The 26,564-nt window shown below is 73.4% G+C and carries 21 protein-coding genes; 7 read left to right on the top strand and 14 right to left on the bottom strand.

Annotated features, from left to right (window positions below; genetic code table 11):
• Positions 1-33 precede the first annotated feature (33 nt).
• Positions 34-351 carry a hypothetical protein gene (locus TOK_RS26890; protein ID WP_098960735.1) on the top strand — a complete coding sequence of 106 codons (318 nt, stop codon included), beginning with the start codon at positions 34-36 and terminating at the stop codon, positions 349-351.
• A 132-nt stretch (positions 352-483) separates the two neighbouring features.
• Here the strand turns inward: TOK_RS26890 and TOK_RS26885 are convergent, their stop codons facing one another.
• The 3 genes from TOK_RS26885 to mce form a co-directional block, all read right to left on the bottom strand.
• Positions 484-1,323, bottom strand: coding sequence for a DivIVA domain-containing protein (locus tag TOK_RS26885; protein ID WP_172457801.1), 840 nt, complete (start codon positions 1,321-1,323; stop codon positions 484-486).
• Between the two features lie 135 nt (positions 1,324-1,458).
• A complete protein-coding gene (gene ccrA / locus TOK_RS26880; RefSeq protein ID WP_098960733.1) occupies positions 1,459-2,790 on the bottom strand; it encodes a crotonyl-CoA carboxylase/reductase in 1,332 nt (443 codons plus the stop codon).
• A gap of 306 nt (positions 2,791-3,096) precedes the next feature.
• A complete protein-coding gene (gene mce, locus TOK_RS26875) occupies positions 3,097-3,552 on the bottom strand; it encodes a methylmalonyl-CoA epimerase (protein ID WP_098960732.1) in 456 nt (151 codons plus the stop codon).
• Between the two features lie 253 nt (positions 3,553-3,805).
• Here mce and TOK_RS26870 point away from each other — a divergent pair, with 253 nt between their 5' ends.
• A complete protein-coding gene (locus tag TOK_RS26870; protein ID WP_098960731.1) occupies positions 3,806-4,996 on the top strand; it encodes an acetyl-CoA C-acetyltransferase in 1,191 nt (396 codons plus the stop codon).
• A 118-nt stretch (positions 4,997-5,114) separates the two neighbouring features.
• Positions 5,115-6,029, top strand: a complete 915-nt coding sequence (meaB, locus tag TOK_RS26865) for a methylmalonyl Co-A mutase-associated GTPase MeaB (RefSeq protein ID WP_253258655.1) — start codon at positions 5,115-5,117, stop codon at positions 6,027-6,029.
• Positions 6,030-6,129: 100 nt separating this feature from the next.
• Here the strand turns inward: meaB and TOK_RS26860 are convergent, their stop codons facing one another.
• Together TOK_RS26860 and TOK_RS26855 are read right to left on the bottom strand one after the other, a co-directional pair.
• Positions 6,130-7,275 (bottom strand): hypothetical protein, encoded by a 1,146-nt coding sequence (locus tag TOK_RS26860; protein ID WP_098960730.1) that lies wholly within the window; start codon positions 7,273-7,275, stop codon positions 6,130-6,132.
• A 384-nt stretch (positions 7,276-7,659) separates the two neighbouring features.
• Positions 7,660-8,163 carry a MarR family winged helix-turn-helix transcriptional regulator gene (locus tag TOK_RS26855; RefSeq protein WP_098960872.1) on the bottom strand — a complete coding sequence of 168 codons (504 nt, stop codon included), beginning with the start codon at positions 8,161-8,163 and terminating at the stop codon, positions 7,660-7,662.
• 119 nt (positions 8,164-8,282) lie between these two features.
• Here TOK_RS26855 and TOK_RS26850 point away from each other — a divergent pair, with 119 nt between their 5' ends.
• Complete coding sequence (locus TOK_RS26850; RefSeq protein WP_098960729.1) at positions 8,283-8,585, top strand: MTH1187 family thiamine-binding protein; 303 nt, start codon at positions 8,283-8,285, stop codon at positions 8,583-8,585.
• A gap of 22 nt (positions 8,586-8,607) precedes the next feature.
• On the opposite strand, the gene TOK_RS26845 is transcribed toward TOK_RS26850, so the two are convergent.
• Positions 8,608-8,916: a hypothetical protein gene (locus TOK_RS26845; RefSeq protein WP_098960728.1), complete on the bottom strand. Its 309-nt coding sequence runs from the start codon at positions 8,914-8,916 to the stop codon at positions 8,608-8,610.
• A gap of 292 nt (positions 8,917-9,208) precedes the next feature.
• Between TOK_RS26845 and TOK_RS26840 the strand changes: the two genes are divergently transcribed.
• The gene (locus tag TOK_RS26840) at positions 9,209-10,177 is read left to right on the top strand and encodes a co-chaperone YbbN (RefSeq protein WP_253258654.1); all 969 of its coding nucleotides are present in this window, start codon (positions 9,209-9,211) and stop codon (positions 10,175-10,177) included.
• A 245-nt stretch (positions 10,178-10,422) separates the two neighbouring features.
• Here the strand turns inward: TOK_RS26840 and TOK_RS26835 are convergent, their stop codons facing one another.
• Positions 10,423-11,796 carry a neutral zinc metallopeptidase gene (locus TOK_RS26835; protein WP_098960727.1) on the bottom strand — a complete coding sequence of 458 codons (1,374 nt, stop codon included), beginning with the start codon at positions 11,794-11,796 and terminating at the stop codon, positions 10,423-10,425.
• 286 nt (positions 11,797-12,082) lie between these two features.
• Here TOK_RS26835 and TOK_RS26830 point away from each other — a divergent pair, with 286 nt between their 5' ends.
• Positions 12,083-13,378, top strand: a complete 1,296-nt coding sequence (locus tag TOK_RS26830) for a glycosyltransferase family 87 protein (RefSeq protein ID WP_141566567.1) — start codon at positions 12,083-12,085, stop codon at positions 13,376-13,378.
• On the opposite strand, the gene glgB is transcribed toward TOK_RS26830, so the two are convergent.
• The 7 genes from glgB to TOK_RS26795 all read right to left on the bottom strand — a co-directional run bounded on the left by glgB (position 13,264) and on the right by TOK_RS26795 (position 23,608).
• On the bottom strand, positions 13,264-15,786 hold the full coding sequence (glgB, locus tag TOK_RS26825) for a 1,4-alpha-glucan branching protein GlgB (protein ID WP_253258668.1): 2,523 nt from the start codon (positions 15,784-15,786) through the stop codon (positions 13,264-13,266). The genes TOK_RS26830 and glgB overlap by 115 nt on opposite strands.
• Positions 15,787-15,998: 212 nt before the next feature.
• Positions 15,999-17,027: a hypothetical protein gene (locus TOK_RS26820; RefSeq protein ID WP_098960725.1), complete on the bottom strand. Its 1,029-nt coding sequence runs from the start codon at positions 17,025-17,027 to the stop codon at positions 15,999-16,001.
• Positions 17,020-17,673, bottom strand: a complete 654-nt coding sequence (locus TOK_RS26815) for an RNA polymerase sigma factor (RefSeq protein ID WP_216362111.1) — start codon at positions 17,671-17,673, stop codon at positions 17,020-17,022. The genes TOK_RS26820 and TOK_RS26815 overlap by 8 nt, the downstream gene beginning before the upstream one ends.
• A gap of 147 nt (positions 17,674-17,820) precedes the next feature.
• Positions 17,821-19,236, bottom strand: coding sequence for an aminoglycoside phosphotransferase (locus TOK_RS26810; RefSeq protein ID WP_098960723.1), 1,416 nt, complete (start codon positions 19,234-19,236; stop codon positions 17,821-17,823).
• Positions 19,233-21,038 (bottom strand): maltose alpha-D-glucosyltransferase, encoded by a 1,806-nt coding sequence (gene treS / locus TOK_RS26805; RefSeq protein WP_172457800.1) that lies wholly within the window; start codon positions 21,036-21,038, stop codon positions 19,233-19,235. The genes TOK_RS26810 and treS overlap by 4 nt, the downstream gene beginning before the upstream one ends.
• 126 nt (positions 21,039-21,164) lie before the next feature.
• Positions 21,165-21,560 carry a hypothetical protein gene (locus tag TOK_RS26800; protein WP_098960722.1) on the bottom strand — a complete coding sequence of 132 codons (396 nt, stop codon included), beginning with the start codon at positions 21,558-21,560 and terminating at the stop codon, positions 21,165-21,167.
• A gap of 74 nt (positions 21,561-21,634) precedes the next feature.
• Positions 21,635-23,608 carry an alpha-1,4-glucan--maltose-1-phosphate maltosyltransferase gene (locus tag TOK_RS26795; RefSeq protein WP_098960721.1) on the bottom strand — a complete coding sequence of 658 codons (1,974 nt, stop codon included), beginning with the start codon at positions 23,606-23,608 and terminating at the stop codon, positions 21,635-21,637.
• Between the two features lie 411 nt (positions 23,609-24,019).
• Here TOK_RS26795 and glgP point away from each other — a divergent pair, with 411 nt between their 5' ends.
• Positions 24,020-26,560 carry an alpha-glucan family phosphorylase gene (gene glgP / locus TOK_RS26790; protein WP_098960868.1) on the top strand — a complete coding sequence of 847 codons (2,541 nt, stop codon included), beginning with the start codon at positions 24,020-24,022 and terminating at the stop codon, positions 26,558-26,560.
• Positions 26,561-26,564 lie beyond the last annotated feature (4 nt).

Below are 26,564 nucleotides of genomic sequence, written 5' to 3'. Positions count from 1 at the left end.
TTCCCCGCGCGGCGCACCCCGTATCCTCGGGGTGTGCCGCGCGCGAACCGCCCCCGCCGGGCCGCGACGACGGCCTCCTCGAAGTGGGCCACGCCGCACCGGCCGCTGGGCTCCGCGGCGCTGAGCCGGACGGAGTCGGGTTCCGACGGCGACTGGCACGTCCGGCACATCCCCGGTGGCGCGTCGGTCAAGGAGTACCGCTGCCCCGGCTGCGACCAGACCCTGCCGTCGGGCACACCGCACGTCGTGACCTGGCCGGCGGGGGAGTACGGCTCCGTCGGTGAGCGCCGGCACTGGCACCTGCCCTGCTGGAACGCCCGTGAGCGCCGCCGCCCGGGCCGCCGCCGCTGAACCGCCCCGCTCCGGGTGCGCCGTGCTCCTCGCCGAGCGCGACCACGGACCGGTTCCGATCGTGATCGGACCGGGCTGAGGTCGAACCCGGCGAGGATGGGCTCGCGCCGTCCGGGGCATTCGGGGCGTGGGTCAGAGGAGCGGGCCCGGAGGGCGGCGGTCGAGGAGTTCCGCCTCGCCGTGCAGCGGGGAGATGACCTCGAGCAGCTGGTCGATCCGCGCCCGCGAACCACTGAGCTGCTCGGCGATCCGGCCGCGCAGCTGGGTGAGCTCGACGAGGTGGGCCTCCGCGTCGGCGACGATCGACCGCGCCTGCTGCTGGGCCCGCGCGAGCGTGGCGGCGGCCTCGTCCTGGGAGTCGGCGCGCCGCTGGGCGATCTCCCGCTGAGCCGTGGTGCGCTCGGTGGTCAACGCCGCCAACGCCTCGGAACGGCGCTGGTTCATCGCGATCGTGAAGTCCTCGTCGACCTCGCGGCGCCGCTGCTCCGACTCGGCCAGCAGCCCTTCGCGGTGGGCACGGGCCTGGTCGTCGCCGGCGCGAATCTCGGCCTCGGCGACCGCCTGGCGCCGCGCCAGGTCGTCCTCCACCGCCGCGCGGTGCGACTCGACAGCCGCCTTGGCCTGCCGGGCCTCCTCGACGATCCGCGCCGCTTCCGCACGGGCGTCGGCGACGAGCCGGCTTGCGTCGCGCTCCATGTCGGCGCGGGCCTGGGCGATCTCCCCGTCGGCCCGGGCGCGGACCTCCGCGACCTCCTCCTGGGCGAGTCGCAGCATCGTCCGCAGCCGCTCGCTCATGCCCGCCACGTCCTGCGGGGGAGCGGAGAGTTTGCGCACCTGCAGCCGCAACGCCTCGTTCTCCGAGCGCACGACGTCGAGCTCTCGGGTGATCTCCGTGATGCCGGCCGCGGCCGCGTCACGGTCCGCGACGACCATGCGCAGATCGGCGTCGACGCGTTGGAGATGTGTGTCCACCTGCTGTTGGTCGTATCCGCGACGCGAGACGCGGAATCCGACCGGGGAACGTCGAGGGTCCGGGGCACCCGTCATGCGCGTCACCGTACCGGGCGACGGGTGCCGGGGCCGCCCGTCGCTCCGGGTATCGATGGGTCAGACCCCGCGGAACCGATTGATCGCGTCGATGTGCAGGGCGCGCTTCTCGTGGTCGACGACACCGAGCCCCTCCTCCGGAGCCAGGCACAGCACGCCGACCTTGCCCTGGTGGAGGTTGTGGTGGACGTCGAGCGCGGCCTGCCCGGTCTCGGCGAGCGGGTAGACCCGCGACAGGGTGGGGTGCACGAGGCCCTTCGCGACCAGACGGTTGGCCTCCCATGCCTCGCGGTAGTTCGCGAAGTGGGAGCCGACGATCCGCTTGAGGTTCATCCACAGGTAACGGTTGTCGTACTGGTGCTCGTAGCCCGACGTCGACGCGCAGGTCACGATCGTGCCGCCCTTGCGCGCGACGTAGACGCTCGCGCCGAAGGTCTCGCGCCCCGGGTGCTCGAACACGATGTCGGGGTCGTCACCACCGGTGAGCTCGCGGATCTTCTTGCCGAAGCGCCGCCACTCCTTCTGGTCCTGGGAGTGCTCGTCCTTCCAGAACCTGTAGCCTTCGGCGTTGCGGTCGATGACCAGGTCGGCGCCCATCTTCCGGCAGATCTCGGCCTTCTCCGGCGACGAGACCACGCACACCGGTGTGGCGCCGCCGTTGAGGGCGAACTGGGTCGCGTAGGAGCCGAGCCCGCCCGAGGCGCCCCAGATCAGGACGGTGTCGCCCTGCTTCATGTCGGCACCGTTGCGCGACACCAGCTGCCGGTAGGCGGTCGAGTTCACCAGGCCGGGGCTCGCCGCCTCCTCCCAGCTGAGGTGCTCGGGCTTGGGCATGAGCTGGTTGGACTTGACCAGCGCGAGGTCGGCGAGGCCACCGAAGTTGGTCTCGAAGCCCCAGATGCGCTGCTCCGGGTCCATCATCGTGTCGCTGTGGCCGTCGGGGCTCTCGAGCTCGACGGACAGGCAGTGCGCCACGACGCGGTCGCCCGGCTTCCAGGCGTTGACGCCCGGGCCGGTGCGCACGACGACGCCGGCCAGGTCGGACCCGACGACGTGGTAGGGCAGGTCGTGCCGCGACGCCAGCGGCGACATGCGCCCGTAGCGCTCGAGGAACCCGAACGTCGACACCGGCTCGAAGATCGAGGTCCAGACGGTGTTGTAGTTGATCGCGCTGGCCATGACCGCGACGAGGGCCTCACCCGGGCCCAGCTCGGGGGTGGCGACCTGCTCGATGTGCAGGCTCTTGCGCGGGTCCTTGTCCCTGGTCGCGATGCCCTCGAACATCGTCTGCTCGTCCTTGTGGACGGTGACGGCGCGGTAGTCCTCCGGCACTGGCAGCGCGCCGATCGCGTCGTACTGCTCGGCGAGAACCGCCTCGAGAATCTCCTTCACGGCCTGCCTCCGGTGGCTGAGTCGTGTCCGGCATCGCGAACTGCTGCCGCTTGACATCCCGAAGGTAGTGATAACTATGCCAAACGACAACAGCTGCGTGTCTGGTCGACCGCACCGGGTGGTCGACGCCACGTCCTGGACGTCCGGGATGACGGCCACGGGACGGCGACGCCGACCAGGGCGCGAGCGGCACTGTGATGCGCCCGGGGTGCGACTGTGATGCGCCCGGGACACGCCGGCGGAAGCCGTCCGGGACGCCGGCGCCGTGTCCGTCCGGACAGGTCGGCGGCTGCCCGTCCGGCCAGGTCAGTGGTGTGCGTCCGCCGCGGGCTCGACCAGCTCGACCAGGACACCGCCGGCGTCCTTCGGGTGCACGAAGTTGACCCGCGACCCCGCCGTGCCGTTGCGGGCCTCGTCGTAGAGCAGGCGCACGCCCTTCGCCCGCAGGGCTTCCGCCGCGGCGTCGATGTCGTGCACCCGGTAGGCCAGTTGCTGCAGGCCGGGGCCGTTGCGATCGAGGAACTTCGCGATGGTCGACTGCTCGTTCAGCGGCGCCAGGAGCTGGATCTGGGTGCCGGAGTCGCCCGGTGCGGAGAGCATGGCCTCGCGCACCCCCTGCTCCTCGTTCGTCTCGACGTGGACGGCCTCCAGCCCCAGGTTGTCCCGGTACCAGGCGATCGCCTCGTCGAGGTCTGCGACGGCGATGCCGACGTGGTCCACTGCCGTCACGAGAGCGCCGATGCCGGTCGTGTCTGCTGTCATGACCAGGGAATGTAGCTGCGGGACGGCGTGTTCGGGCTCTCATCGGCTCATCCGTTGCGACAGGTTCGAAAGCTCCGGCGCGCAGGTATGGTCCCTGGGAGGTCCCGCCGCCGGCGCGGTTCTCGCGGGCTGCGCCACGACGCCGGGACACGGGGCCGCACCACGTGCGGCAGTGCGCCCCAGGCCGGTCAGTCGGCCGTCGAACGTCCTCAACCGTCCACTGCTCAGCCGCCGCAGTCGCTGGAGGTCTTCCGTGTCCGGATCCGTCATCGTCGCCGGTGCCCGCACCCCCATGGGGCGCCTGCTCGGTTCCCTCAAGGGTTTCTCGGGCGCCCAGCTGGGGGGCATCGCGATCAAGGCCGCGCTCGAGCGCGCCGGTGTCGCACCCGACGCGGTCGACTACGTGATCATGGGCCAGGTCCTCACCGCAGGTGCCGGCCAGATCCCCGCCCGCCAGGCCGCCGCCGCCGCGGGCATCCCGATGGACGTGCCCGCCCTCACGATCAACAAGGTCTGCCTCTCGGGCATCGACGCCATCGCCCTGGCCGACCAGCTCATCCGCGCGGGCGAGTTCGACATCGTCGTCGCCGGCGGCCAGGAGTCGATGACCCAGGCCCCGCACCTGCTGGCGAAGTCGCGGGAGGGCTTCAAGTTCGGCGACGTCACCATGCAGGACCACATGTCCTACGACGGCTTGTTCTGTGCGTTCGACCAGGTCGCGATGGGCGCCTCGACCGAGAAGTACAACGCCCGGTACGAGCTCAGCCGTGACGACCAGGACCAGTTCGCCGCCCGCTCGCACCAGCGTGCGGCCAAGGCGACCATGGACGGCGTCTTCGCCGAGGAGATCGCACCCGTCGAGATCCCGCAGCGCAAGGGCGACCCGGTGCTGTTCTCCACCGACGAGGGCATCCGCGCCGAGACCACCGCCGAGAGCCTCGGCAAGCTGCGTCCCGCGTTCTCCTCCGACGGCACCATCACCGCCGGCTCCGCCTCGCAGATCTCCGACGGCGCCGCTGCCGTGGTGGTCATGAGCAAGGCGAAGGCCGAGGAGCTCGGACTGACCTGGCTCGCCGAGATCGGTGCCCACGGCGTCGTCGCCGGACCGGACGCGAGCCTGCACGAGCAGCCCGCCAACGCCATCGCCAAGGCCTGCGAGAAGGAGGGCATCGCCCCCTCCGACCTCGATCTCGTCGAGATCAACGAGGCCTTCGCCGCCGTCGGCGTGGTGTCGGCCCGCAAGCTCGGCCTGTCGGACGACAAGGTCAACGTCAACGGCGGAGCGATCGCGCTCGGCCACCCCATCGGCATGTCCGGTGCCCGCATCGCGCTGCACCTCGCGCTGGAGCTGCGCCGCCGCGGCGGCGGTGTCGGTGCTGCCGCGCTGTGCGGTGGTGGCGGCCAGGGCGACGCCCTCATCGTCCGCGTGCCGGCCACGTCCTGACCCGCATGCCCGGTCCAGGCCACGCCAGGCGGCCACGCTGAGCCCACGACACGATCCCCACGACCTCGTCGCCCGCGCGCGGCGCGGCGAGGCGCGGGCGGTCTCCCTCCTCATCTCGATGGTGGAGAACGACGGCCCGCAGCTGCGTGAGGCCTCCGAGGCGCTCGCCCCGCACACCGGGCGGGCGCAGATCGTGGGGATCACCGGCTCGCCCGGCGTCGGCAAGTCGACGACCACGTCAGCCCTGGTCGCCCTGTTGCGCGCCCAGGGGCGCCGGATCGGGGTGCTCGCCGTCGACCCGTCGTCCCCCTTCTCCGGTGGAGCACTGCTCGGGGACCGCGTGCGGATGGGTGAGCACGCCACCGACGACGGCGTGTTCATCCGCTCGATGGCCACCCGCGGCAAGCTGGGTGGGCTCGCCTGGTCGACGCCGCAGGCGTTGCGGGTGCTCGACGCCGCCGGCTGCGACGTGGTGCTCATCGAGACCGTCGGGGTCGGGCAGTCCGAGATCGAGGTCGTGGGGCTGGCGGACACCACCCTCGTGCTCCTCGCCCCGGGGATGGGCGACGGCATCCAGGCCGCGAAGGCCGGAATCCTCGAGATCGCCGACGTCCTCGTCGTGAACAAGGCCGACCGCGACGGAGCGGCGCAGACCGTGCGCGACCTGCGGTACATGGTCTCGCTCGGAGCTCGGACCGACGCCGCCGACGGTGGCGACGTCGACGAGCGCTGGACCCGGCCCATCGTGCGCACCGTCGCCGCCCGCGCCGAGGGCATCGACGAGCTCGTGGCCGCCGTCGACGCCCACCGCGAGTGGCTCGACCGCAGCGGTGAGGGGGCGCGCCGGCGCAACCGGCGAGCCGAGGCGGAGATCCAGGCCGTCGCGCTGCGCAGACTCCAGGAGCGCCTCGGCGACCTGGGCGGGTCTGCTGCCCTGCCGGCGCTCGCCGCGCGCGTCGGAGCGGGGGATCTCGACCCGTACTCGGCCGCCGACGCGCTGATCGAGGCCCTCGGGGTCGGGCGACCGGGCTGACCGGATCTCGCACACCCGGGAGCCGGTTGTCGTGGCGACCCCATCGCGTCCGCGGCGCCCTTTCGGTGCTCCCGGCCGACCGTGGGCCTGGCTGCGGAGGTCATCCGAGTGCCTCGTCGAGGAGCCGCTGCGCCCGTCGTGAGCCGATGGCTCCGGCGAGCTCACGCGCACGTCCGGCTTGCTCCTGCGCCTCCTCGCGGACGCCCCGCGCCACCAGCGCGAGGACCAGCTGCGTCCGCAGGCGTGCACGTTCCCGGGCCGGGAGACCGGGCTCGTCGACACCGGCCCGGAGGTGGGCGAGCGCCTCGTCGTCGTAGGGGGCGAAGGCCGCGTCGCGGCGGTGGGAGACCTGCGGCGCGAGCACGGGCGGGACGACGCCGTCCCGCCACAGCACGCGCTCGCCGTCGTCGGTGTCCTCGACGAGCGCTGCCGCATCGTCGTAGAGGCGGGTCGCCTCGCCCCGTTCGCCGCCGGCGATCCGGATCTCGGCGCGGGCGATGCGGGCCCACGCCCCACCGGGCCCCGACTCCGGTGCTCCGGTGAGGACCGCTTCGGCCTCGGCGGGCAGCCCGGCGGCCAGGAGCGCCGCCGCGCAGCCGGCCAACGCCTGACCGGCGAGCGGCGGTGCGTCGGCGACCAGGGCCGCGTCGTGCGCCTGCCGGTGCCGGGCGAAGGCGACATCGGCCTCGTCCTGGTCGAGGGCCTGCCAGCCGCCGAGGAGTGCGGCTCGGGCCAGCAGCTCGGCCACCGCGCGCCTGCGGTACGGGTCGATCGCGTGGGCCGACGTCACGTCGAGCTGCTCGATCTGCGCCGCCACCACCGTGGCCGCTCCCGCCGCGCCGAGCGTCGCGTCGAGCTCGGCGGTCAGCGCCAGCTGCCTGCGCAGCAGGCGCAGTGCGCCGTCATCGACCGCGTGGGCCCGGGCGACCGCCGCGCGCAACCGCTCCGCCGGGGAGGCTGCCGGACCGTCGACCGCGGGCTGCTCTCCGACGGCGAGATCGGGCCTGCCGTAGAGCGTTCGCAGGAGGGCGAGTGAGTCCGCGTCAGGCACGACCCGGCCGTTCTCCCAGCGTGAGATCTGCGTCCGCAGGCTCGCGGGCGACGCCGTCCGCCCGCCCGTACGCGCGGCGAGCGCGGCGACCTCACGGGCCGCGTCGGCCAGCGACCACCCACGGGCCGCGCGCTCGGCACGCATCGCGCCACCGATCTCCTCGACGTTCACGGCGACGATCTTGTCGGGGGCCATGGCTACTGTCAACCCTGTTGAGTCGACAGGTGTTCACGGCGGCCGCGGGTGCTGCCACGAGCAGGGGTGGAGCGACAGTGGGGTGGACAGCGTGTTCGGTGTACATCATCGCCGGGTCGGTCGGGAGCGGGATGGCGGCGGGCTACGGCGCGGGGCGCGCCCGTCGCGCGCGGCGTCGGCGCGGTACGACGGCTCCCCGCACCATGCGGGCGTGGCCGGGCCCCGACGGGCACGTGCGCAGGTCGGGGTCGGGCGAGGTGCGCCCGCGCCGGGGCCGCGGCCGGCGGGTCGGTCGCGGATGAACGCCGTGCCGGCGGGGGCGCTCGGTGGGCGGTCGGACCATCCGGGGCGCCCCCCGCGTGGCCGCGGCAGGCAGCCGCACGGTCAGTCGAAGTCGCCGACGGCGTGGCGGACCTGGCCGAGCAGGGTGGTGAGCTGCTTGCTCTCGCCGGGGTCGAGGCCGCGGAGGCCGAAGTCGTCGTCGGTGACCGACTTCGTGGCGTCGGCGAGCCGGTTCAGGCCGTCCTCGGTGATCTCCACGAGCGTCGCGCGGCGGTCGGTCGGGTGCGGGACGCGCCGCACGAGGCCGTCGGCCTGCAGCCGGTCGACGATGTTGGTGACGCTCGTCGGGTGGAGCTGGAGCCGCTCACCCATGACCCGCATCGGGAGACTGCGACGGCGCGAGAAGAAGAGCAGGACGAGTGCCTCGTACCGGGCGAACGTCAGGCCGTGGGGGCGCAGTGCGACGTCGACTGCCGAGAGCAGGATCTGCTGCACCCGCATGACGCTCGTGACCGCGGCCATCGTCCCCGACGGCCCGATCCGCGCCTCCCACAGCTCGGCCGCGCGCTCGATCGGGTCGAACGGGAGCGGATCGCGCGACACCATGACCAGGAACGCTAGCAGTGCGGAGCGCTGTCCGAGACCCATGATCGGCGTCGGCGTGGCAGGTGTGAGCCGCGTCGACGGGCCTCGCGGGCGGCCGCCCGGTACGGCAGGCTGCGGACATGCTCGTGGCATTCAGCGTGGCGCCGGCCGGTGGCGGTTCCGACAGCGTGGCCGACGTGGTGGCCGAGGCGGTGCGGGTCGTACGGGAGTCGGGGCTGCCGTACGAGACGACGTCCATGTTCACCACGATCGAGGCCGAGACCTGGGATGAGGCGATGGACGTCGTGAAGCGCGCGGTCGAGGCCGTCCAGGCGCGGTCGACGCGGGTCAGCCTGGTACTCAAGGCCGACATCCGGCCGGGGTTCACCGACCAGCTGACGGCGAAGGTCGAGCGGATCGACCAGGCTCTCGGCGACGCCTGACGGACCGGGACGTGCCGGCGGATCAGCGCATCGAGATGCTCAGTGTGTAGAAGAACGTCCCGACGAAGATCGCCGCGGCACCCAGCGCGATGGCGATCTTCGCAAGTTTCGCCTGGTCGGGCCTGCGTACGGCGCTGATGCCCATGCCCAGCGTGACCAGGCCGAAGACCCAGCCCGCGATCGAGATCGGGCTCGCCACCAGGGCGACGATCCCGACGATCATGGCGATCTTGCCACGGCCGGTGGGCGCCTTCTGCTGATGCGCGGTCCGCTTGCGCGCCTCGCTCAATAGACGGTCGGCCACCGCGTTCTCGGCCCTCTTCTCGCTCATGCTGCGTCCTCCGGTCGGGTCGGCCGCCCAGACGGCCCGGGTTTCGGTCACGCGGAGTGCAGGCGTGCTCGCCGAACGCACCCCTGCCCGGTCCAACGAACGGACCGGCGGAGTGATGCGGCGGACCTCGGCCCCGGGGCGCGGCCGGGCCGGGGCCGAGGTCCGGGCCGAGCGCCGTCGTCGACACGGTCGCCGCTGTCCGGCCCCGGAGGCCCCGGGCCCGGGGCGGGCGCGCCCGCTGGTGTGGGGTCGTGCCAGGATGAGGGACGTGTCACGTCCTGATCCTCGCCAGATGGCGCAGTCGGCGGCGATGGCGTCGATGGCTGGTGCCGTCGACCTGTCCGCGCTGAAGGCGCGTTCCGAAGCGGCCGCGCGTGCGCAGGCCCCCGGCTCTCCCGCGGGCGGTGCCCCGGGCCCCGGTCCGGACGCCGGCGGCGGGGCCTGGGTCATCGACGTCACCGAGCAGACGTTCCAGGCGGACGTCCTCGACCGGTCGACGCAGATCCCGGTCGTCGTCGACCTGTGGGCGACGTGGTGTCAGCCCTGCAAGCAGCTCAGCCCTGTTCTCGAGCGGCTCGCCGAGAAGGGCAAGGGCGCCTGGATCCTGGCCAAGGTCGACGTCGACGCCAACCCGCGCATCGCGCAGGCGTTCGGCGTGCAGTCGATCCCGATGGTCATCGCGCTGGCGGGCGGTCAGCCGATCGACGGCTTCAACGGCGCTCTGCCCGAGCCACAGGTCGCGCAGTGGATCGAGGGACTGCTGGAGACCCTGCGCCCCCAGATGCCGGGCATCCGGCAGGCCGAGGAGCGCAAGGCGGCCGAGGGCGGTGAGGAGCCCGAGGAGGAGCTCGAGGACCCGCGGTTCACCGCCGCGGAGGACGCGCTCGAGGCCGGCGACTACACGGCGGCCGAGGCCGCCTACCAGGCGATCCTCGACGTCGAGCCCGCCAACGAGCAGGCGCAGGCCGCGATCGGGCAGGTCCGGTTCCTGGCGCGGGCCGAGGCGGCCGATCCGGCGTCGATCGCGGCGGCCGACGCCGCGCCCGACGACGTCGACGCCCAGCTCGCCGCCGCCGACGCCGAGGTGGCCGTCGACCAGGTCGAGGCGGCGTTCGCACGGCTCGTCAGGACCGCGGGCGCGACGTTCGGAGATGAGCGTGACCGGGTGCGTGAGCACCTCGTCGGGCTCTTCGAGCTGTACCCGGCCGACGACACCCGCGTCGCCGCGGCCCGCAGGGCGCTCGCCCGCGTCCTGTTCTGATCGTCGGCCCCGGGCGGCCCGGCTGAACCGACGACAGGTCGGCCGCCGCCCGGCCGCCACTGTGTCGTGAGCGTGGTCCGATCGCGTTGGTGTCACGTCCGGTGTCGACCCGGTCGGCGGGTGCTGTCGTGCCGGGCCTCCGCTGCGCTGTGTCCCGCGCGGCCGCGGGGCGTGTCCTCAGCGCGTGTGGGACGGCTGCTGTCGAGACCTCGCCCACGGCGGGTCTCGGCCCGGCCCGCGAAGGTTCAGAGGCCGCAGGCGGCGGGGCCGCCGAGGAAACCGCGGCGGTAGTGCCCCAGGCGTTCGAAGCCGTTGTCGGCCGGATCGACGGTGCCCACCGCGTCGGTCTCCGCCCAGTCCTGGTCGAGAAGGACGGAGACGGCCTCGTCGAGGTCGCCGGGGGAGAGGCCGAAGCCTCCGGCGGGGTCGACCAGCGGCGCGGTCCAGGCGCCCGCGAGGCAGACGGCGGAGCGGCCGGCGTCGTAGCCCGTCGTCGACAGTTGTGCGCCTCCACGGGCCGCGAGCGCGTAGCGGGAGACGAGGAGCGTGCCGCCCGCGAAGTCGCCCGAGCGCTTCTGCAGGGTCTCCAGAGCGCGCAGGTCGGTGACGACGCCGCCGTCGGCGCCGCAGAACACGACCGGGCCCTGGTCGCCGGCGCCGGTGCAGCCCGGGACGGATCGCGGGCCGGGCGCCTTCCACCCGGCGACGCCCCTGGCGGCGACGAGCCCGTCGAACCAGGTCCCGGCGTTGCCGGCCACGGCGGGGAGGAGCCGGTCGAGGGGCAGGTTGCCGTTGCGGGCCCGGTCGGCGGCGGAGCCGAAGCGGCGCTGGGTGAACTCCCGGTTGGTGAGGGTCATCGCCGCGCAGGCGGTGGGCCCGGAGTCGTAGCCGTCCTCGACGGCGGAGAGCCGGTCGAAGGCGTTGCCGTGCGCGGTGGTGTCGGCGGCGAGGATGCCGAGTGGGTCGCGGAAGGTCACGAGGGCGCGCAGGGCTGAGTCGCGTTCGGCGGCGCCCATCGGCAGCTCGACGGGCCCGCCCGCGGCGGTGGCGTCGACGAGGTGCCGGATCACCGCGCCCGCGTAGCAGTCCGACATCGCCTCGAGCAGGATCGTCGGGTGGGCGGCGGGGTCGGTGCGCTGGGCGTCGTCGACACCGATCCGGGTCTGGACGGCATGCCCGAACTCGTGGGCGAGCACGACGACGACGCCCGCGGGCCCGAAGCGCTCGCGCAGCTGCGGCAGGAGAACGTCGGCGTCCCAGACGACGGCATCGGCGGTGGGGCAGTAGAAGGCGTTGCCGCGCAGGTCGGCGGCCTTGGCGGCGCAGGGCGGCTGCGGCGCGGACGGGTCGTCGACGTGGACGGGCGCGATCGTCGCGACGTCGTGCCACGGCGTCCCGAGGTCGGCGGGGAGCGCCGAGCGCCAGTAGGCCTGCAGGGCGTCGACGGTGAGCCGGGCGATGTCGTCGGTGCTGCGGCCGGGGAGCGCGGGGTCGGCGGTCGGGGTGACGGCGGCGACCCCGGCGGTGGCGGCCCCGGTGGGTGGGGCGCTCACCGGCGGCGGGGTGGGGCCGACGCACGCGCTCGCGACCGCGGCGAGCACCAGCGACAGGACTGCCACGACCGCAGCCGTCCCTCGTCGCGCCCGCAGCACCCGCCCATTGTGATCGTCGGGACGCGGCTGTGGGGCCGGAGTGCGCGATCCCACCGATCGGACGCGGCGACGGCGTCGCCGAGTTCGACACGGGACTGCCCGATCCCGAGCGACCCGCAACCAGCCTGATGTCGAACTCGGTGCGGGGGGAGGCGGGACCCCAGCCGAACTCCGCGCAGGGGAGGGCGGGACCCCAGGGGTGCGCAGGGCCCGGCGGCGGCCGGTCGTCACGGCGTCGCTACGGTCGACGGTCGTGTCGGACTCACACCCCCAGCGCCCAGCCGTGGCCGCCCGCCTGCGCGGTGCGGCCACCCCCGGGCGGATCGTCGCGGCGGTGCTGGTGGCGGTGGCGCTCGGCACGGCGGTGACGTTGACGGTCCGCTACCAGCCGGTGCTGCTGGGTATGGTGCCGTCGCCGGACATGCGGGAGCTGCATCCCGACTTCGACACGTTCTGGCACTCGGCCGTCGCGATGCTGCACGGCGACGACATCTACCGGACGCCCGCGAAGCTGACGAACCTCAACCCGCCGGTGCTGTCTGTGCTGCTGGCACCGTTCGCGCTGCTGGGAGCGTTGCCGGCGTACCGGTTGTGGATCGCGTTGACGTTGCTGATGATCGTCGGCGCGGTGCTGGCGGTGGCGCGGGAGCTGCGGCTCGGGACGTTCTGGACGACGGCGGCGGTGCTGGCGCTGCTGTTGTCGTCGCCGCTGCACGGCACGTTGCTGCTGGGCCAGATCTACGGGCTGCTGCTGGTGGCCATGGCGGCGGGCTGGATCGCGGAGCGCCGCGGACGTCCTGTGCTCGCGGCTGTTCTGTACGGGGTGGCGGTGGCGTTCAAGCCGTCGTTGGCGCCGATCCTGTTGCTGCCCTTCGTGCAGGGCCGGTGGCGGCCGGGCGCGGCAGGCATCGGCGGTGCGGCGGCGGCGACCCTGGTCGGGGTCGCGGTGGCCGGCTGGTCGAGTGGGCTGGAGTGGTTGCGGATCGGGCTGACGACGGCGGTGCCGGACGTCGGCGACAACGCGGCGCTGCCCGGGGTGGCGGTGCGGTTCGGGCTGTCGTCGACGATCGGGACGGCCGCAGGCGCACTGCTCCTGGTGGCGACGCTGGTGGTGCTGGGCAGGAGCGCCCGCCGCGGTGCGGCCGACCCGGCGGGGACGGCGCCGTGGGCGGTGGTGGCCGCGGGTCTGCTGACGGCGCCGATCGCCTGGCACAACTACCTGCTCCTGTTGTGGCCGGGCGTGCTCGTGCTGGTGGCCCTGGGCCGTGAGCAGCCGGGCCGTGAGCAGCCCGGCCGGGAGCTGCGCTGGTCGCGGCCTGTCGCAGCGGTGCTCCTCGCGGTTCCGGTGATCCCGGTGTCGTGGGGCGCGCTGTGGGCCGACGGGGACCCGTGGTCGCCCGTCGGCCGGTCGCTGTACTGCGTGGTCCTGCTGGCCTACTGGGTGTCGCTGCTGGTGGCGTCGTCGGTGCCGGCGGCGTCGGACCGCGGCGCCGGGACGGCCGCCGACGCTCCGGCCGACGAACCCGAACGGACCGCGGCGTCGGGCTGAGCCGGCGGCTCGATGTCGCGGGCCTCGCTGACCGCGCCCGGATCGGCGTCGGGCACCGGTGCTGCGGGCGGGCCCGGGACCGGGGAGATGCCCGCGCCCTCGGGCACGGGAACCACCGGCGGTTCGGTGACACGGGTCGGCGCCGGGGCGTCGGACACCGCGGCCGCGGCGACGGCGCTGCGGTGCACCGGGCCACCCGTGTTGTCGGGCACCAGCCACAGCACACCCGACGGGGGCAGCCGCAGCACCGCGGACGCCGGCCGTCCGTGCCAGCGCGTCTGCTCGGCCTCGACGACGCCCAGGTTGCCGACGCCGGAGCCGCCGTAGGCCTCGGCGTCGGTGTTGACCAGTTCGCGCCAGCGTCCGGCGAAGGGCAGCCCGACACGGTAGTTCTCGTTGGGTGCGCCCGCGAAGTTGGCGATGCAGGCCAGCACGGTGGGGGTGCCGTCGTCGGAGTCGCGTCCGCTGTGGCGCAGGAAGCTGAGGACGTTGCCGGACGCGTCGTTGGCGTCGATCCAGGAGAACCCGGCCGGGGAGGTGTCGAGGGCCCAGAGGGCGGGCTGGTCGCGGTAGGCGCGGTTGAGGTCGCCGACCAGTGACCGGACGCCCGAGTGCAGCGGGTCCTCGAGCAGCTCCCAGTCGAGCGGGCGCTGTTCGGACCATTCGCGGACCTGCCCGAACTCACTGCCCATGAACAGCAGCTGCTTGCCGGGGTGGGCCCACATGAACGCCAGCAGGGCGCGGACGCCCGCGGCCTTGTTCCAGTCGTCGCCGGGCATGCGCGTCCACAGCGAGCCCTTGCCGTGTACGACCTCGTCGTGGCTGATGGGCAGGACGTAGTTCTCGCTGAAGGCGTACATCAGCGCGAACGTCATCTGGTTGTGGTGGTAGCTGCGGTGTATCGGATCGCGCCCGGTGTAGTCGAGCGTGTCGTGCATCCAGCCCATGTTCCACTTGAACCCGAAGCCGAGGCCGCCGAGGTGGGTGGGCCGTGTGACGCCCGGCCACGCCGTCGACTCCTCGGCGATCGTCACGACGCCGGGGTGGTTGCGGTAGACGGTGGCGTTCATCTCCTGGAGGAACGCCACCGCGTCGAGGTTCTCGCGGCCGCCGTGGATGTTGGGCAGCCACTGCCCGTCGGCGCGGGAGTAGTCGAGGTAGAGCATCGAGGCGACCGCGTCGACGCGCAGCCCGTCGATGTGGAACTCCTCGCACCAGAACAGCGCGTTGGCGACGAGGAAGTTGCGCACCTCGCGACGTCCGAAGTCGAACACGAGCGTGCCCCAGTCGGGCTGCTCGCCGCGGCGCGGGTCGGCGTGCTCGTAGAGGGGGCCGCCGTCGAACTTCGCGAGCGCCCACTCGTCGCGCGGGAAGTGCGCGGGCACCCAGTCGACGATGACGCCGTAGCCCGCCTGGTGGAGGGTGTCGACGAAGTGGCGGAAGTCGTCCGGGCTGCCGAACCGCGAGGTCGGGGCGTAGTACGACGTGACCTGGTATCCCCAGGACCCGCCGAACGGGTGCTCGGCCACCGGCAGCAGCTCGACGTGGGTGAAGCCCGTCTCGTTCAGGTAGTCGACGAGCTCGTGGGCCATCTCGCGGTAGCTCAGGCCGGGCCGCCAGGAGCCGAGGTGAATCTCGTAGACGCTCATCGGCTCGGCGTGCGCGCGCCGGTCGGTGCGTGCGGTCATCCACTCGCCGTCGGCCCACTCGTGGCCGGGCTCGGTCACGACCGACGCCGTCGCGGGTGGGATCTCGGTGGCGAAGGCCATCGGGTCGGCCTTGTCGCGCCAACGGCCGTCCTGGCCGAGGATCCGGTACTTGTACCGGGTCCCGACGCCGACGTCGGGCACGAACAGCTCCCAGACCCCGGAGCTGCCCAGCGAGCGCATCGGGTGCGCCCACCCGGCCCAGCCGTCGAAGTCGCCGGTGACGCGCACGCCCTGCGCGGTGGGGGCCCACACGGCGAAGCTGGTGCCGGTGACGGCGCCGGACGGGGTGTCGTAGCTGCGGACGTGTGACCCGAGCACGTCCCAGAGTCGTTCGTGGCGGCCCTCGGCGATGAGGTGGAGATCGACCTCGCCGAGGGTGGGCAGCCAGCGGTAGGGCTCGTCGACGATGTGGGTGTCCTCGCCATAGGTGACGGACAGGCGGTAGTCGTCGGGGGTTCCGGGGACGATGCCGGAGAAGAGCCCGGCGTCGTGCACCTTCGTCAGGGGGTGGGCCCTGTCGGCGTCGCCGCCGAGCAGGACGCTCACGGCGTCGGCGTGCGGGCGCAGGGTGCGCACGACGGTGCCGTCGCGTCCCGGGTGCAGGCCGAGAACGCCGTGCGGGTTGTGGTGGGCACCGCCGAGCAGACGGTCGACGGTGCGGGGGTCCGGCGCGTGCGGACCCGTTGTCTCGGAACCGATCGTCCGGGTGTTGGTGTCCTCGCGATCCACTCGTGAACCGTAGTGCTCCACGGCGGCGGGCGCCGCGCGGGGCGGGGCCGCCGTTCGGGTGGCCGTACCGCAGTCGGGGGGCGTCTGCGGTACGGCCACGTCTCGCCGTCCTCGGGGAAGGACGGCGACCGGCACGGGGGTTCCACCGGGAAGGGGTCCGGTGGCGCCCGTGCGTCAGGGGGTCAGGGGGAGGGCGGTGCGCCCCGTCCCGTGACCGGGGTGCCGGTCTTGCCCGGCGGTGTGGTTCGGGAGGTCGTGCCGGAACCGTCCCGGGCCTGGTCGCGGCCCTGGCCCCGGCTCTCGTCCCTGCCCTGGTCACGGCCGGAACCCTGGCCGCCGGTCCCTGCGCCGGGTGCACCGGCCCGGGTCGGGGGCGGGGTGGCCGGGCCGGCGGATGCCGGGGCGTCGGCGGCGGGCGCGCCGGAACCCGCCTGCGGCGGCGCGGTCGTCGGTGGCGCGGTCGTCGGCGGGCCGGTGGTCGGCGGCGCCGTCGCCGGCGGGGCGGGCGGTGGATCGCGGAGGTCCGGGGCGCCCCGGCGCGCATCGGTGTCCGGCGAGCCGAAGGCCATCAGGCCGGCGCGCCGGTCGTCGGACCGGTCGCCCTGGCCGTCGTCGCCCGGGTCGCCGCAGACGCGCGCGAGGTCGGCGATCGCCGCTCCGGTGACGGGCCCGCAGCCGCCGGTCCGGCTCCGGGCCTGTGTGCCGGGGCCTGCCGCCGGGGCCCGGCCGGTCGCGGGCAGCTCGGCGCCGGGCGTCACGTCCGCGCCGGGGACGGCACCGTCGGAGATGCGCTCCTCGGCGGGTGCGCCGGACGGGCCGGTCGCGGCGACGGCGACGCCACCCGCGGTCAGCGTGAGCGCGGCGATGCCGACGACCTTGGCCGTGACGACGGTCCGGACGGCCCGCATCCGGCGGTGCCTGCTGTGGCGCTCGCGGGCGGTGGGCAGCGCAACGGGCACGGCCAGCGGCATGGCGTCGACGAACGCCTGGCGCGCCGCGGCCTCGCCACGCAGCTCGTGCGCGGTGCCCGGCCGGCAGGCCGCGGTGAGCAGAGCGGTGACGGGGTGCGGGCCGGGCTCGCCGTCGAGGAGGAGGTCGGCGACGTCGCCGGGCATGAGCGACGTGGCGGGGGACGGCCGGCGCAGGCGGCCGCCGGTGGCGTGGGGCCGCAGGGCGTGGCGGCCGGTGAAGGAGACGGGTCCGTCAGGCACGGCCCACCTCGCCGTCGTCGAGCATCCGGGCGAGCCGGCGCAGGCCGCGGTGGGCGGCGACGCGGACGGCGCCGGGGCGCTTGCCGAGCACGGTCGCGACCGACGGGGCGTCGAGGCCGACGACGGCGCGCAGCAGGACGGCCTCGGCCTGGTCCTGGGGGAGCTCGCTGATGAGCGCGATGGCCTCGCGGGTCGACATGGCCTCGAGCGCGGAGCCCGCGGCGTCGCCGGGGGCGGGCTGCTCGGCGAGGACGTCGATGTCGGTGGGGGTGGCGGGACGCCGGGACCGGGACCGGGCGACGTCCATCGCCCGGTTGCGGCAGATCGACGACGCCCAGCCGCGGAAGCCGTCGACGTCGCCGGAGAAGCGGGGCAGATCGCGGGCGATCTGCAGCCAGGTCTCGGCGGTGACGTCCTCGGCGTCGTTGCCGACCAGCGCGGTGGCGTAGCGCAGCAGCCGGGGCTGGAGGTCGCGGTAGAGCGCGACGAACCCGTCCTCGTCCCCCGCACAGGCCGCCGCCAGCGCGACGTCGAGCTCGCCACGGCTCCTCGTCGGAGCGGCGGCGGCCACGGCGGTCGAGGCGTGCGGCGCACGGGCATGAGGCACCGCGACGTCGGCGCCGAGACCGGCGGCAACAGCGTGCACACGTCCTCCTACTGCATGGCGGCCGGGCGGTGGGGAGCTCCGTCCGGACATCCGGGCCTCACAGCGCCGAAGGCCCACGCAGTGTTACACCCCCGGCGAAAATCTCCTCGAGTGGGACGCCGAGAGGGTGACGTGTGGCGAATCTGATTACTGAACGGAATCGGTCGGCAACTCGGCCCGTCCGCGGTCGGGGTCGAGCAGCCGGGCGATCGACCGTAGCGGGATGGGTGCCCAGGACGGCCGGTTGCGGGTCTCGTAGACGACCTCGTAGACGGCCTTGTCCAGCTCGTATGCGCGCAGCACCAGCTCGTGCTCGCGCGGGTCGGCCCCGGCGCGGGTGGCGTAGCCGTCGAGGAACGCCGACCGGTTGCGCTGCGCCCACTCCGCCGACCGCCACACCCGCTGCGGGTCGGCCTCGGGCTCGTCGGCCTCCAGGAGCTGGTGGTTGGCGGCGTAGTCGAACGACCGCAGCATCCCGGCGACGTCGCGCAGCGGCGAGTCCGGCCGCACACGCAGCTCCAGCGGGGTCGCGGGCTCACCCTCGAAGTCGATGACGAGCCAGCCCAGCGGGGTGCGCAGGACCTGACCGAGGTGCAGGTCGCCGTGCACGCGCTGCGCGAACAGAGGAGCGGGGTGCGCCGCGAGCTCGTCGTACACGGCGCGGATCGCCTCGACATGGGGCTGCAGCGAGGGAACGGCGGCCGCCGCGACGGCGAGCCGTGCCCGCATCGCGGCGGCGAGCTCGCCCGCGTCGCGTTCGGCGGTGCCCAGGGCGCGAACCAGGTCGGAGTGCAGGACGGCGACGGTCTGGCCGAGGCGGTTGGCCTCGGCCGCGAAGTCGCCGCCCACCTCGTCGGCGCGCAGGTCGGCCTCGGCGAGCAGGTCGCGGACCGAGGCGAGCGCCATCGCCCAGCCCTCGGCGGAGTTCGACGCGTAGTCCTGCAGCATCCCCAGTACCGCGCTCTCGCCGTGCAGGACGCCCTCGATGGCGCCCTGCAACGTCGCGACCTCGGTGCCGCCCGACGCACGCATCGCGCGGTGCAGCTCCAGGTCGGGGTTGCCGCCGGCGACGACCCGGCGGAACAGCTTCAGGATCGACTTCTCCCCGTAGACGACCGAGGTGTTCGACTGCTCCACGCCCAGTACCCGGCCCGGCGGCGCCGGTGGGATCTCGATCCCGGGCTCGGCCAGGAACCGCAGGTCCCCGACGGTACGTCCCTCGCGGATCGCGCGAAGCAGCCACGACGTGACCGCCGGGTCCCACAGCCCGTCGTAGAGCAGCCGGTCGCCCAGCGTCCCGATCGCGGCGTGCTCGAACTCGTCGCCGGCCCCCTCGCGGCTCGCGGCGAGGACCTGGAAGTGGGCGGTCGGCCCGCCGTCGGCGAACGTGACCTCGACGACCACGTGGTCGACGTCGAGCGGGCCGTCGGGAGTGTCGACGGGCAGCGGCGTCGTCGCCACCACGGTCACGGAACCGACCTCGCGGCCCTTGGCGCCGAACCAGCGCTGCCGAGGTATCCAGTCGGTCAGCAGTGCCGCCGGATCGGGGGACGGCGAGTTCACGAGGGATCCTCCTCGGGGGTGATCGAGAACCAGTAGAAGCCGTGCCCGGGGAGCGTGAGCAGGTAGGGCAGCTCGCCGATCCGCGGGAACGGCACTCCGCCGGTCAGCTCGTGGGGACGACGACCCTGCCATGCCGACAGGTCCAGCTCGACGGGCTGGGGGAACCGCGACATGTTGTTCACACACAGCACGACGTCGTCGGCGCCGTCGGCACCACCGGCGTGCAGGGTCCGCACGTAGGCCAGCACGGACGGGTTCGACCCGCCCAGCTCGTGGTAGTCGCCCTGGCCGAACGCACCGTGCCGCTTGCGGATCTCGATCATGTGCCGGTTCCAGTGGAGCAGCGACGTCGTCGAGTTCAGCTGCGCCTCGACGTTCACCGCCTGGAACCCGTAGAGCGGGTCCATGATCGGCGGCAGGTACAGCCGGCCGGGGTCGGCCGTCGAGAAGCCGGCGTTGCGGTCCGGGGTCCACTGCATCGGGCTGCGAACGGCGTCGCGGTCGCCGAGCCAGATGTTGTCGCCCATGCCGATCTCGTCGCCGTAGTACAGGACGGGCGAGCCCGGCAGCGACAGCAGCAGCGCGGTGAACAGCTCCAGCTGGTTGCGGTCGTTCTCCAGCAGCGGGGCCAGCCTGCGGCGGATGCCGATGTTGGCCTTCATCCGCGGGTCCTTGGCGTACTCGGAGTACATGTAGTCGCGCTCTTCGTCGGTGACCATCTCGAGCGTCAGCTCGTCGTGGTTGCGCAGGAAGATGCCCCACTGCGCGCCCGACGGGATCGGCGGCGTCTGCGCCAGGATCTCCGAGATCGGGAACCGGTTCTCGCGACGGACGGCCATGAAGATGCGCGGCATCAGCGGGAAGTGGAACGCCATCTGGCACTCGTCCCCGCCGACCTCGGCGTCACCGAAGTACTCGACGACGTCGGCGGGCCACTGGTTGGCCTCGGCGAGCATGACCCGGCCCGGGTACTCGTCCTCCATGACCTTGCGGGTTCGCTTGAGGAAGGCGTGGGTCTCGGGCAGGTTCTCGCAGTTCGTCCCGTCGCGGGCGAACAGGTACGGCACGGCGTCGAGCCGGAAGCCGTCGATGCCCAGGTCCAGCCAGAACCGCAGCACGTCGAGCATGGCGTCCTGGACGGCCGGGTTGTCGTAGTTGAGGTCGGGCTGGTGGGAGAAGAAGCGGTGCCAGTAGAACTGGCCGCGCACCGTGTCGTAGGTCCAGTTCGACGCCTCGGTGTCGACGAAGATGATCCGCGCCTCCGGGTAGCGCGAGTCGTCGTCCTCCCACATGTAGAAGTCCCCGTAGGGCCCGTCGGGGTTGCGGCGGGACTCCTCGAACCAGGGGTGGGTGTCGGAGGTGTGGTTCATGACCAGGTCGGTGATGACCCGGATGCCGCGCTTGTGCGCCTCGTCCAGCAGCGTCACGAAGTCCTCGACGGTGCCGAACTCCGGCAGCACGGTGCGGAACTCGCGGATGTCGTAGCCACCGTCGCGCAGCGGCGAGTCGTAGAACGGCGGCAGCCACAGGCAGTCGACGCCGAGCCACTGGAGGTAGTCCAGCTTCCCGGTGAGCCCGCGCAGGTCACCGGTGCCGTCGCGGTTGGAGTCCGAGAACGCCCGGACGAGCACCTCGTAGAAGACGGCGCGTTTGAACCAGTCGTGGTCGACGGCCAGTGGCCGGGCGTGGTCGAAGGAGTCGGACGAGGTCTCGTCCAGCTCGGCGTCGGTGTCGTCGGCGCGAGTGTCCTCGGCGCGGTCCTGCGCGGCGGTCGCGTCGGCGGTCCGGGGTTCGATGGGCATGAGACGTCCTCCCGGTCGGCGGAGTCGGCAGGGGCGGCTTGCCCCATTGGTACCCGGAGCACCCGCGGTTCGCAGGCCGGGCGGCTCGAAGGGGCCGGGCCGGAGCAGTGGTCCGGCGGGAACGGGTCAGGCCGGGCGGCCGGTGACCCGCGGCATCTCGGTGACGCGGATGCGGGCGCCGAGGGTCTCGCCGTCGCGGGCGGTGCGCTTGCCCGCGACGAGCCGGTCGACGCGGGCGTCGTCGGCGTACGGGTGACCCCGCTCCGGGCACCGGCCGATCGCGGCGCCGAGGGCGTCGATGGTCGTCGCCACCAGGGCGTTCAGGTGCCCGGCAGGCGCGTCGCCGCGTTCCGGGAGCCGGAAGTAGACCTCGACCTGGTAGCGGGTGTCGGCGTCGACCTCGCGTTCGCCGACGACTGCAGCCACCGCCTCGGCGACCGCTGCGCGCCAGCCCCGGGCCTCGGGCGTGTCGCCCGCACCCGGCTCGGTCTCGACATCGACGACGATCGTGCGTTCGCTCACCACTGCTCCACCCGTGCCCGCGTGACCGGATGATCACGCGGGCGTGGAGCCTAACCGAGCGTGTCGACGGGTCGTCAGGCGTGCTGCACCCGGAAGATGTGCGCGACGTGGGCCCACGGGTCGAGACGCACATAGTTGCGCTCGCCCCACTCGTAGGTGTCGCCGGTGACCTCGTCGACGACGGTGAGCCGGTCGTCCCAGCCCAGGCCGAGCGCCGGCATGTCCAGCGCCGTCGTGCCGGTCTGGACGGCGTGCGAGTCGAGCGTGCACACCACGAGGACCGTGTCGCCCGTGGCCGGGTCGGTCCGCGAGTAGGCGATGATCGCCTCGTTGTCGACGTCGTGGAAGTGGATGTCGCGCAGCTGCTGCAGTGCGGGGTGCGCGCGGCGGATCTCGTTGAGCCGCGTGATGTAGGGCTCCAGCGACTCGCCCCGGTTGAGCGCGGCCTGGAAGTCGCGCGGGCGCAGCTCGTACTTCTCGGAGTCGCGGTACTCCTCGCTGCCCGGCTTCACCGGCTCGCCCTCGTAGAGCTCGAAGCCGGAGTAGACGCCCCACGTGGGCGACATCGTCGCGGCGAGGGTGGCACGGATCGCGAACATCGCCGGGCCACCGGTCTGCAGCGACTCGTGGAGGATGTCCGGGGTGTTGACGAACAGGTTCGGCCTGGCCTCGTCGGCGCGCTCGGCGTGCATGAGCGCGAACTCGGTCAGGTCCTCCTTCGTCGTCCGCCAGGTGAAGTACGTGTAGGACTGCGTGAAGCCCAGCCGCGCCAGCCCGAACAGCCGCGCCGGACGGGTGAAGGCCTCGGCGAGGAACAGCACCTCGGGGTGGCGGGCCTTGACCTGCCAGATCAGCCAGTGCCAGAAGTTCGGCGGCTTGGTGTGCGGGTTGTCGACCCGGAAGATCTTCACCCCGTGCTCGACCCACAGCAGCACCACGCGCAGGCACTCGGCGTAGAGGCCTGCGGGGTCGTTGTCGAAGTTGAGCGGGTAGATGTCCTGGTACTTCTTCGGCGGGTTCTCCGCGTAGGCGATCGTCCCGTCGGGGCGTGCGGTGAACCACTCCGGGTGCTCGGTGACCCATGGGTGGTCGGGTGCGCACTGCAGGGCGAGGTCGATCGCGATCTCCATGCCGAGGTCCTCGGCGCGGGCGACGAAGGCGTCGAAGTCCTCGAACGTGCCGAGCTCGGGGTCGATCGCGTCGTGCCCGCCCGACGCCGCACCGATCGCCCACGGCGACCCGACATCACCCGGCTCGGCGTTGACGGAGTTGTTGCGCCCCTTGCGGTGCACCGTGCCGACGGGGTGGATGGGCGGGAGGTAGACGACGTCGAAACCCATGTTGGCGACGCGGTCGAGCTCCTTGCCCGCGGTGACGAACGAGCCGTGCACCGCCCGGCCCGTCTCGTCGCGCCCGCCGGTGGAGCGCGGGAAGAACTCGTACCAGGAGCTGTAGAGGGCGCGCGGCCGGTCGACGTACACCTGCTGGGCGCGGCCGCGGGTGATCAGCTCGCGGACCGGTCGCTCGGTCATGATCGTGTGCACGGCCGGGAACAGCGCGGGGGCGACGCGGGCGCCGAGGGGCAGCGCGTGGTCGCGCAGCGCGTTGGCGGCGCCGAACAGCAGGTCACGGTGTGCGCGCTCGGAGGGGCGGCGGCCGACCCGCTGCAGCAGCCGGGCGCCGGACTCGAGGTCGTTGGACAGCTCGTCGGCGCTCTGCCCGGCGGCGAGCTTGGCCTGCACGCCGTGACGCCACGTCGCCCACGGGTCCGACCAGGCGTCGACCCGGAACGTCCACAGGCCGGGCTCGTCGGGGACGACGGTGCCGACGAACCGGTCGTTGCCGATGCCGTCGGGGACCATCCGCACGTGCGTGGTCTCGCTGTCCGAGCCGAGCTTCTTCCAGACGACGTTGGCGGCCACCGCGTCGTGTCCCTCGCGCCAGACCGAGGCGCGCACCGGGATCACCTCGCCGACAACGGCTTTGGCTGGATGCCGCCCGTCACCGACCGCCGGGCTGACGTCGTCGATACCGAGACGACCGGTCATCGGTGCCCCACCCCCAGGTCTGGCCGAGATTCCCGAACCGCGGGTGTCGGGAGCCGGCAGGTCCTGCGCTCGTTCGGCAGGACCCGGCCGGGTCCGTGAGCCGGGTACGCACCCACCCGGTCACCACCCGTCGCGTGTGTCACAACAGTAGCTACCCCGTCGACCCTCCGCGGTAACAGGGTTGGCGAATCCGCAGGTCGTTACATGCAGTTCACCGACGTTGCCGGCGCGTTCACCGACACTTCCGACGCCCACCGGTCGAACCGCCGGGACCAGCGGTCCGCCGTTCGGCGCAGCGGCTCCGGGTGCGGTGTCGTGCACCCGGCCGAACCCACCCGATCGGGCGCGCCGGACATGTCGGGGGAACGGGCGGAAGAGCGCCCGACACCGGGATCAGTACGCTGCGTCCGCGTGAGAGCCCTGCGTCGCTTCACCGTCCGCGCCCAGTTGCCCGAGCAGCTCGCCCCGTTGCAGAAACTGGCGACGAACCTGCGCTGGAGCTGGCATCCGCCGACCCAGGACCTGTTCGCGCGGCTCGACCACGACGCGTGGGAGCGGGCCGGGCGCGACCCGGTCCGGCTGCTCGGCGAGATCAGCAGCACCCGGCTCGCGGAGCTCGCCGCCGACGCGGAGACCGTCGTCAGCGTCCGCGAGCTCGCCGACGAGCTCGACGCCTACCTCGCCGAGCCGCGCTGGTACCAGCTCGCCGTCGAGGAGGGCCAGGACCTGCCCGCCGCCGTCGGCTACTTCTCCATGGAGTTCGGCGTCAGCGAGGTGCTGCCCAACTACTCCGGCGGCCTCGGCGTCCTCGCTGGCGACCACCTCAAGGCGGCGTCGGACCTGGGCGTCCCGCTGATCGGCGTCGGCCTGCTCTACCGGTCCGGTTACTTCCGGCAGTCGCTCTCGCTCGACGGCTGGCAGCTCGAGCACTACCCGGTGCTCGACCCGCAGGGCCTCCCGCTGCAGCTGCTCACCGACGAGGCCGGCGAGCCCGTTCTCGTCGAGGTCGGCATGCCCGAGGGCCGCACGCTGTCGGTGCGGATCTGGCAGGCCGCGGTCGGCCGGGTGCCGCTGCTGCTGCTCGACTCGGACATCGAGGAGAACGAGGTCGACCTGCGCGGGGTCACCGACCGCCTCTACGGCGGCGACCAGGACCACCGCATCAAGCAGGAGCTGCTCATCGGCGTCGGCGGCGTCCGCGCGGTCCGTGCCTTCTGCGCGACGACCGGCCACCCCGCCCCGGCGATCTTCCACACCAACGAGGGCCACGCCGGCTACCTGGGGCTCGAGCGCATCCGGGAGCTTCTCGACACCGAGGGCCTCGACTTCGACGAGGCCGTCGCCGCGGTCCGTGCGGGCACCGTCTTCACCACGCACACCCCGGTGCCCGCGGGCATCGACCGGTTCCCGGTCGACCTCGTCCGCCGGCACTTCTCCGAGGCCGTCCTGCCCGGCGTCGCCCTCGACCGGATCCTCTCCCTCGGTGCGGAGGAGGACCCTGACATGTTCAACATGGCGCACATGGGGCTGCGGCTGGCCCAGCGCGCCAACGGCGTCTCCAAGCTGCACGGCACGGTCTCGCGCGGCATGTTCTCCACGATCTGGAGCGGCTTCGACGCCGACGAGGTGCCGATCGGCTCGGTGACCAACGGCGTCCACGGCCACACCTGGGAGGCCCGGGAGGTCACCGACCTGCTCGGCGAGCCCGGCCCCTCCGGCGAGGCCGGCCCGACCGACGACATCAGCGACGCGACGCTGTGGGCCCTGCGCGCCACCCTGCGCGCCCGGCTGGTCGAGGAGGTCCGCCGCCGGGTGCGCGCGGCGTGGCTGGAGCGCGGCGCGTCGGCACCCGAGCTGGGCTGGGTCGACCACGTCTTCGACCCCGAGGTGCTGACGGTCGGCTTCGCCCGCCGCGTCCCCACCTACAAGCGGCTCACCCTGATGCTGCGCGACCCCGACCGGCTGCGCGACCTGCTGCTCGACCCGCACCGCCCGGTGCAGCTCATCGTCGCCGGCAAGTCCCATCCCGCCGACGACGGCGGCAAGGCGCTCATCCAGCAGATCGTCCGGTTCGCCGACGACCCCGCCGTGCGCCACCGCATCGTCTTCCTGCCCGACTACGACATGTCGATGGCCCGCTACCTGTACTGGGGCTGCGACGTCTGGCTCAACAACCCGTTGCGCCCCTTGGAGGCCTGCGGCACGTCGGGCATGAAGTCGGCGCTCAACGGCGGGCTCAACCTGTCGATCCGCGATGGCTGGTGGGACGAGTTCTACGACGGCTCCAACGGCTGGGCCATCCCCACCGCCGACGGCATCGACGACCCGGTCAAGCGCGACGACCTCGAGGCGAACGCCCTCTACGAGCTGCTCGCCACCCAGGTAGGTCCGACGTTCTACGACCGCACCGACGGCGTGCCGCAGCGCTGGGTCGAGCTGGTCCGGCACACGCTGAGCACGCTGCGCCCGCAGGTGCAGGCGAGCCGGATGGTGCGCGAGTACGTCGAGGAGCTGTACGCACCGGCGGCCCTCGCGGCCCGCGAGGTCGACGCCGACTCCTACGCCGGGGCCAAGGCGCTGGCGGAGTACCGGGCGCGGCTCAACGCGGCGTGGCCGCGGGTGCAGATCGCGGGCGTCGACGCCACCGGGCTGCCCGACACCCCCGTGGTCGGCGCGCCGATGACCGTCCGCGCCGGGGTGGCGCTCGCCGGGCTGGCCCCGGAGGACGTCACGGTCGAGGCCGTCGTCGGCCGGGTCGACGAGACCGACGAGCTCGCCTCGCCGATGACGGCGGTCATGAAGCACGTCGGCACCGTCGACGGGCTCGACCGCTTCGAGGCCGTCGTCCCGCTGCCGCACGCCGGGCTCACCGGCTACACGGTGCGCGTGCTGCCGGCCAACCCGCTGCTCGCGTCGTCGGCGGAGCTGGGGAAGGTCGTGCTGGCGGGCTGACCCG

This window comes from Pseudonocardia sp. N23, assembly GCF_002583555.1.
Taxonomy (GTDB): domain Bacteria; phylum Actinomycetota; class Actinomycetes; order Mycobacteriales; family Pseudonocardiaceae; genus Pseudonocardia.
Note: the sequence above shows the minus strand (reverse complement) of the source record. Positions and strands in the feature narration are given on the sequence as shown.

Coding starts and splice junctions, on each gene's coding strand:
- meaB (WP_253258655.1), top strand. CDS start 5,115: ATGGTGGAGAACGACGGCCCGCAGCTGCGTGAGGCCTCCGAGGCGCTC.
- TOK_RS26840 (WP_253258654.1), top strand. CDS start 9,209: ATGGCGCAGTCGGCGGCGATGGCGTCGATGGCTGGTGCCGTCGACCTG.
- mce (WP_098960732.1), bottom strand. CDS start 3,552: ATGACAGCAGACACGACCGGCATCGGCGCTCTCGTGACGGCAGTGGAC.
- treS (WP_172457800.1), bottom strand. CDS start 21,038: ATGCCCATCGAACCCCGGACCGCCGACGCGACCGCCGCGCAGGACCGC.
- TOK_RS26855 (WP_098960872.1), bottom strand. CDS start 8,163: ATGGTGTCGCGCGATCCGCTCCCGTTCGACCCGATCGAGCGCGCGGCC.
- TOK_RS26845 (WP_098960728.1), bottom strand. CDS start 8,916: ATGAGCGAGAAGAGGGCCGAGAACGCGGTGGCCGACCGTCTATTGAGC.
- TOK_RS26860 (WP_098960730.1), bottom strand. CDS start 7,275: ATGGCCCCCGACAAGATCGTCGCCGTGAACGTCGAGGAGATCGGTGGC.
- TOK_RS26850 (WP_098960729.1), top strand. CDS start 8,283: ATGCTCGTGGCATTCAGCGTGGCGCCGGCCGGTGGCGGTTCCGACAGC.
- TOK_RS26795 (WP_098960721.1), bottom strand. CDS start 23,608: ATGACCGGTCGTCTCGGTATCGACGACGTCAGCCCGGCGGTCGGTGAC.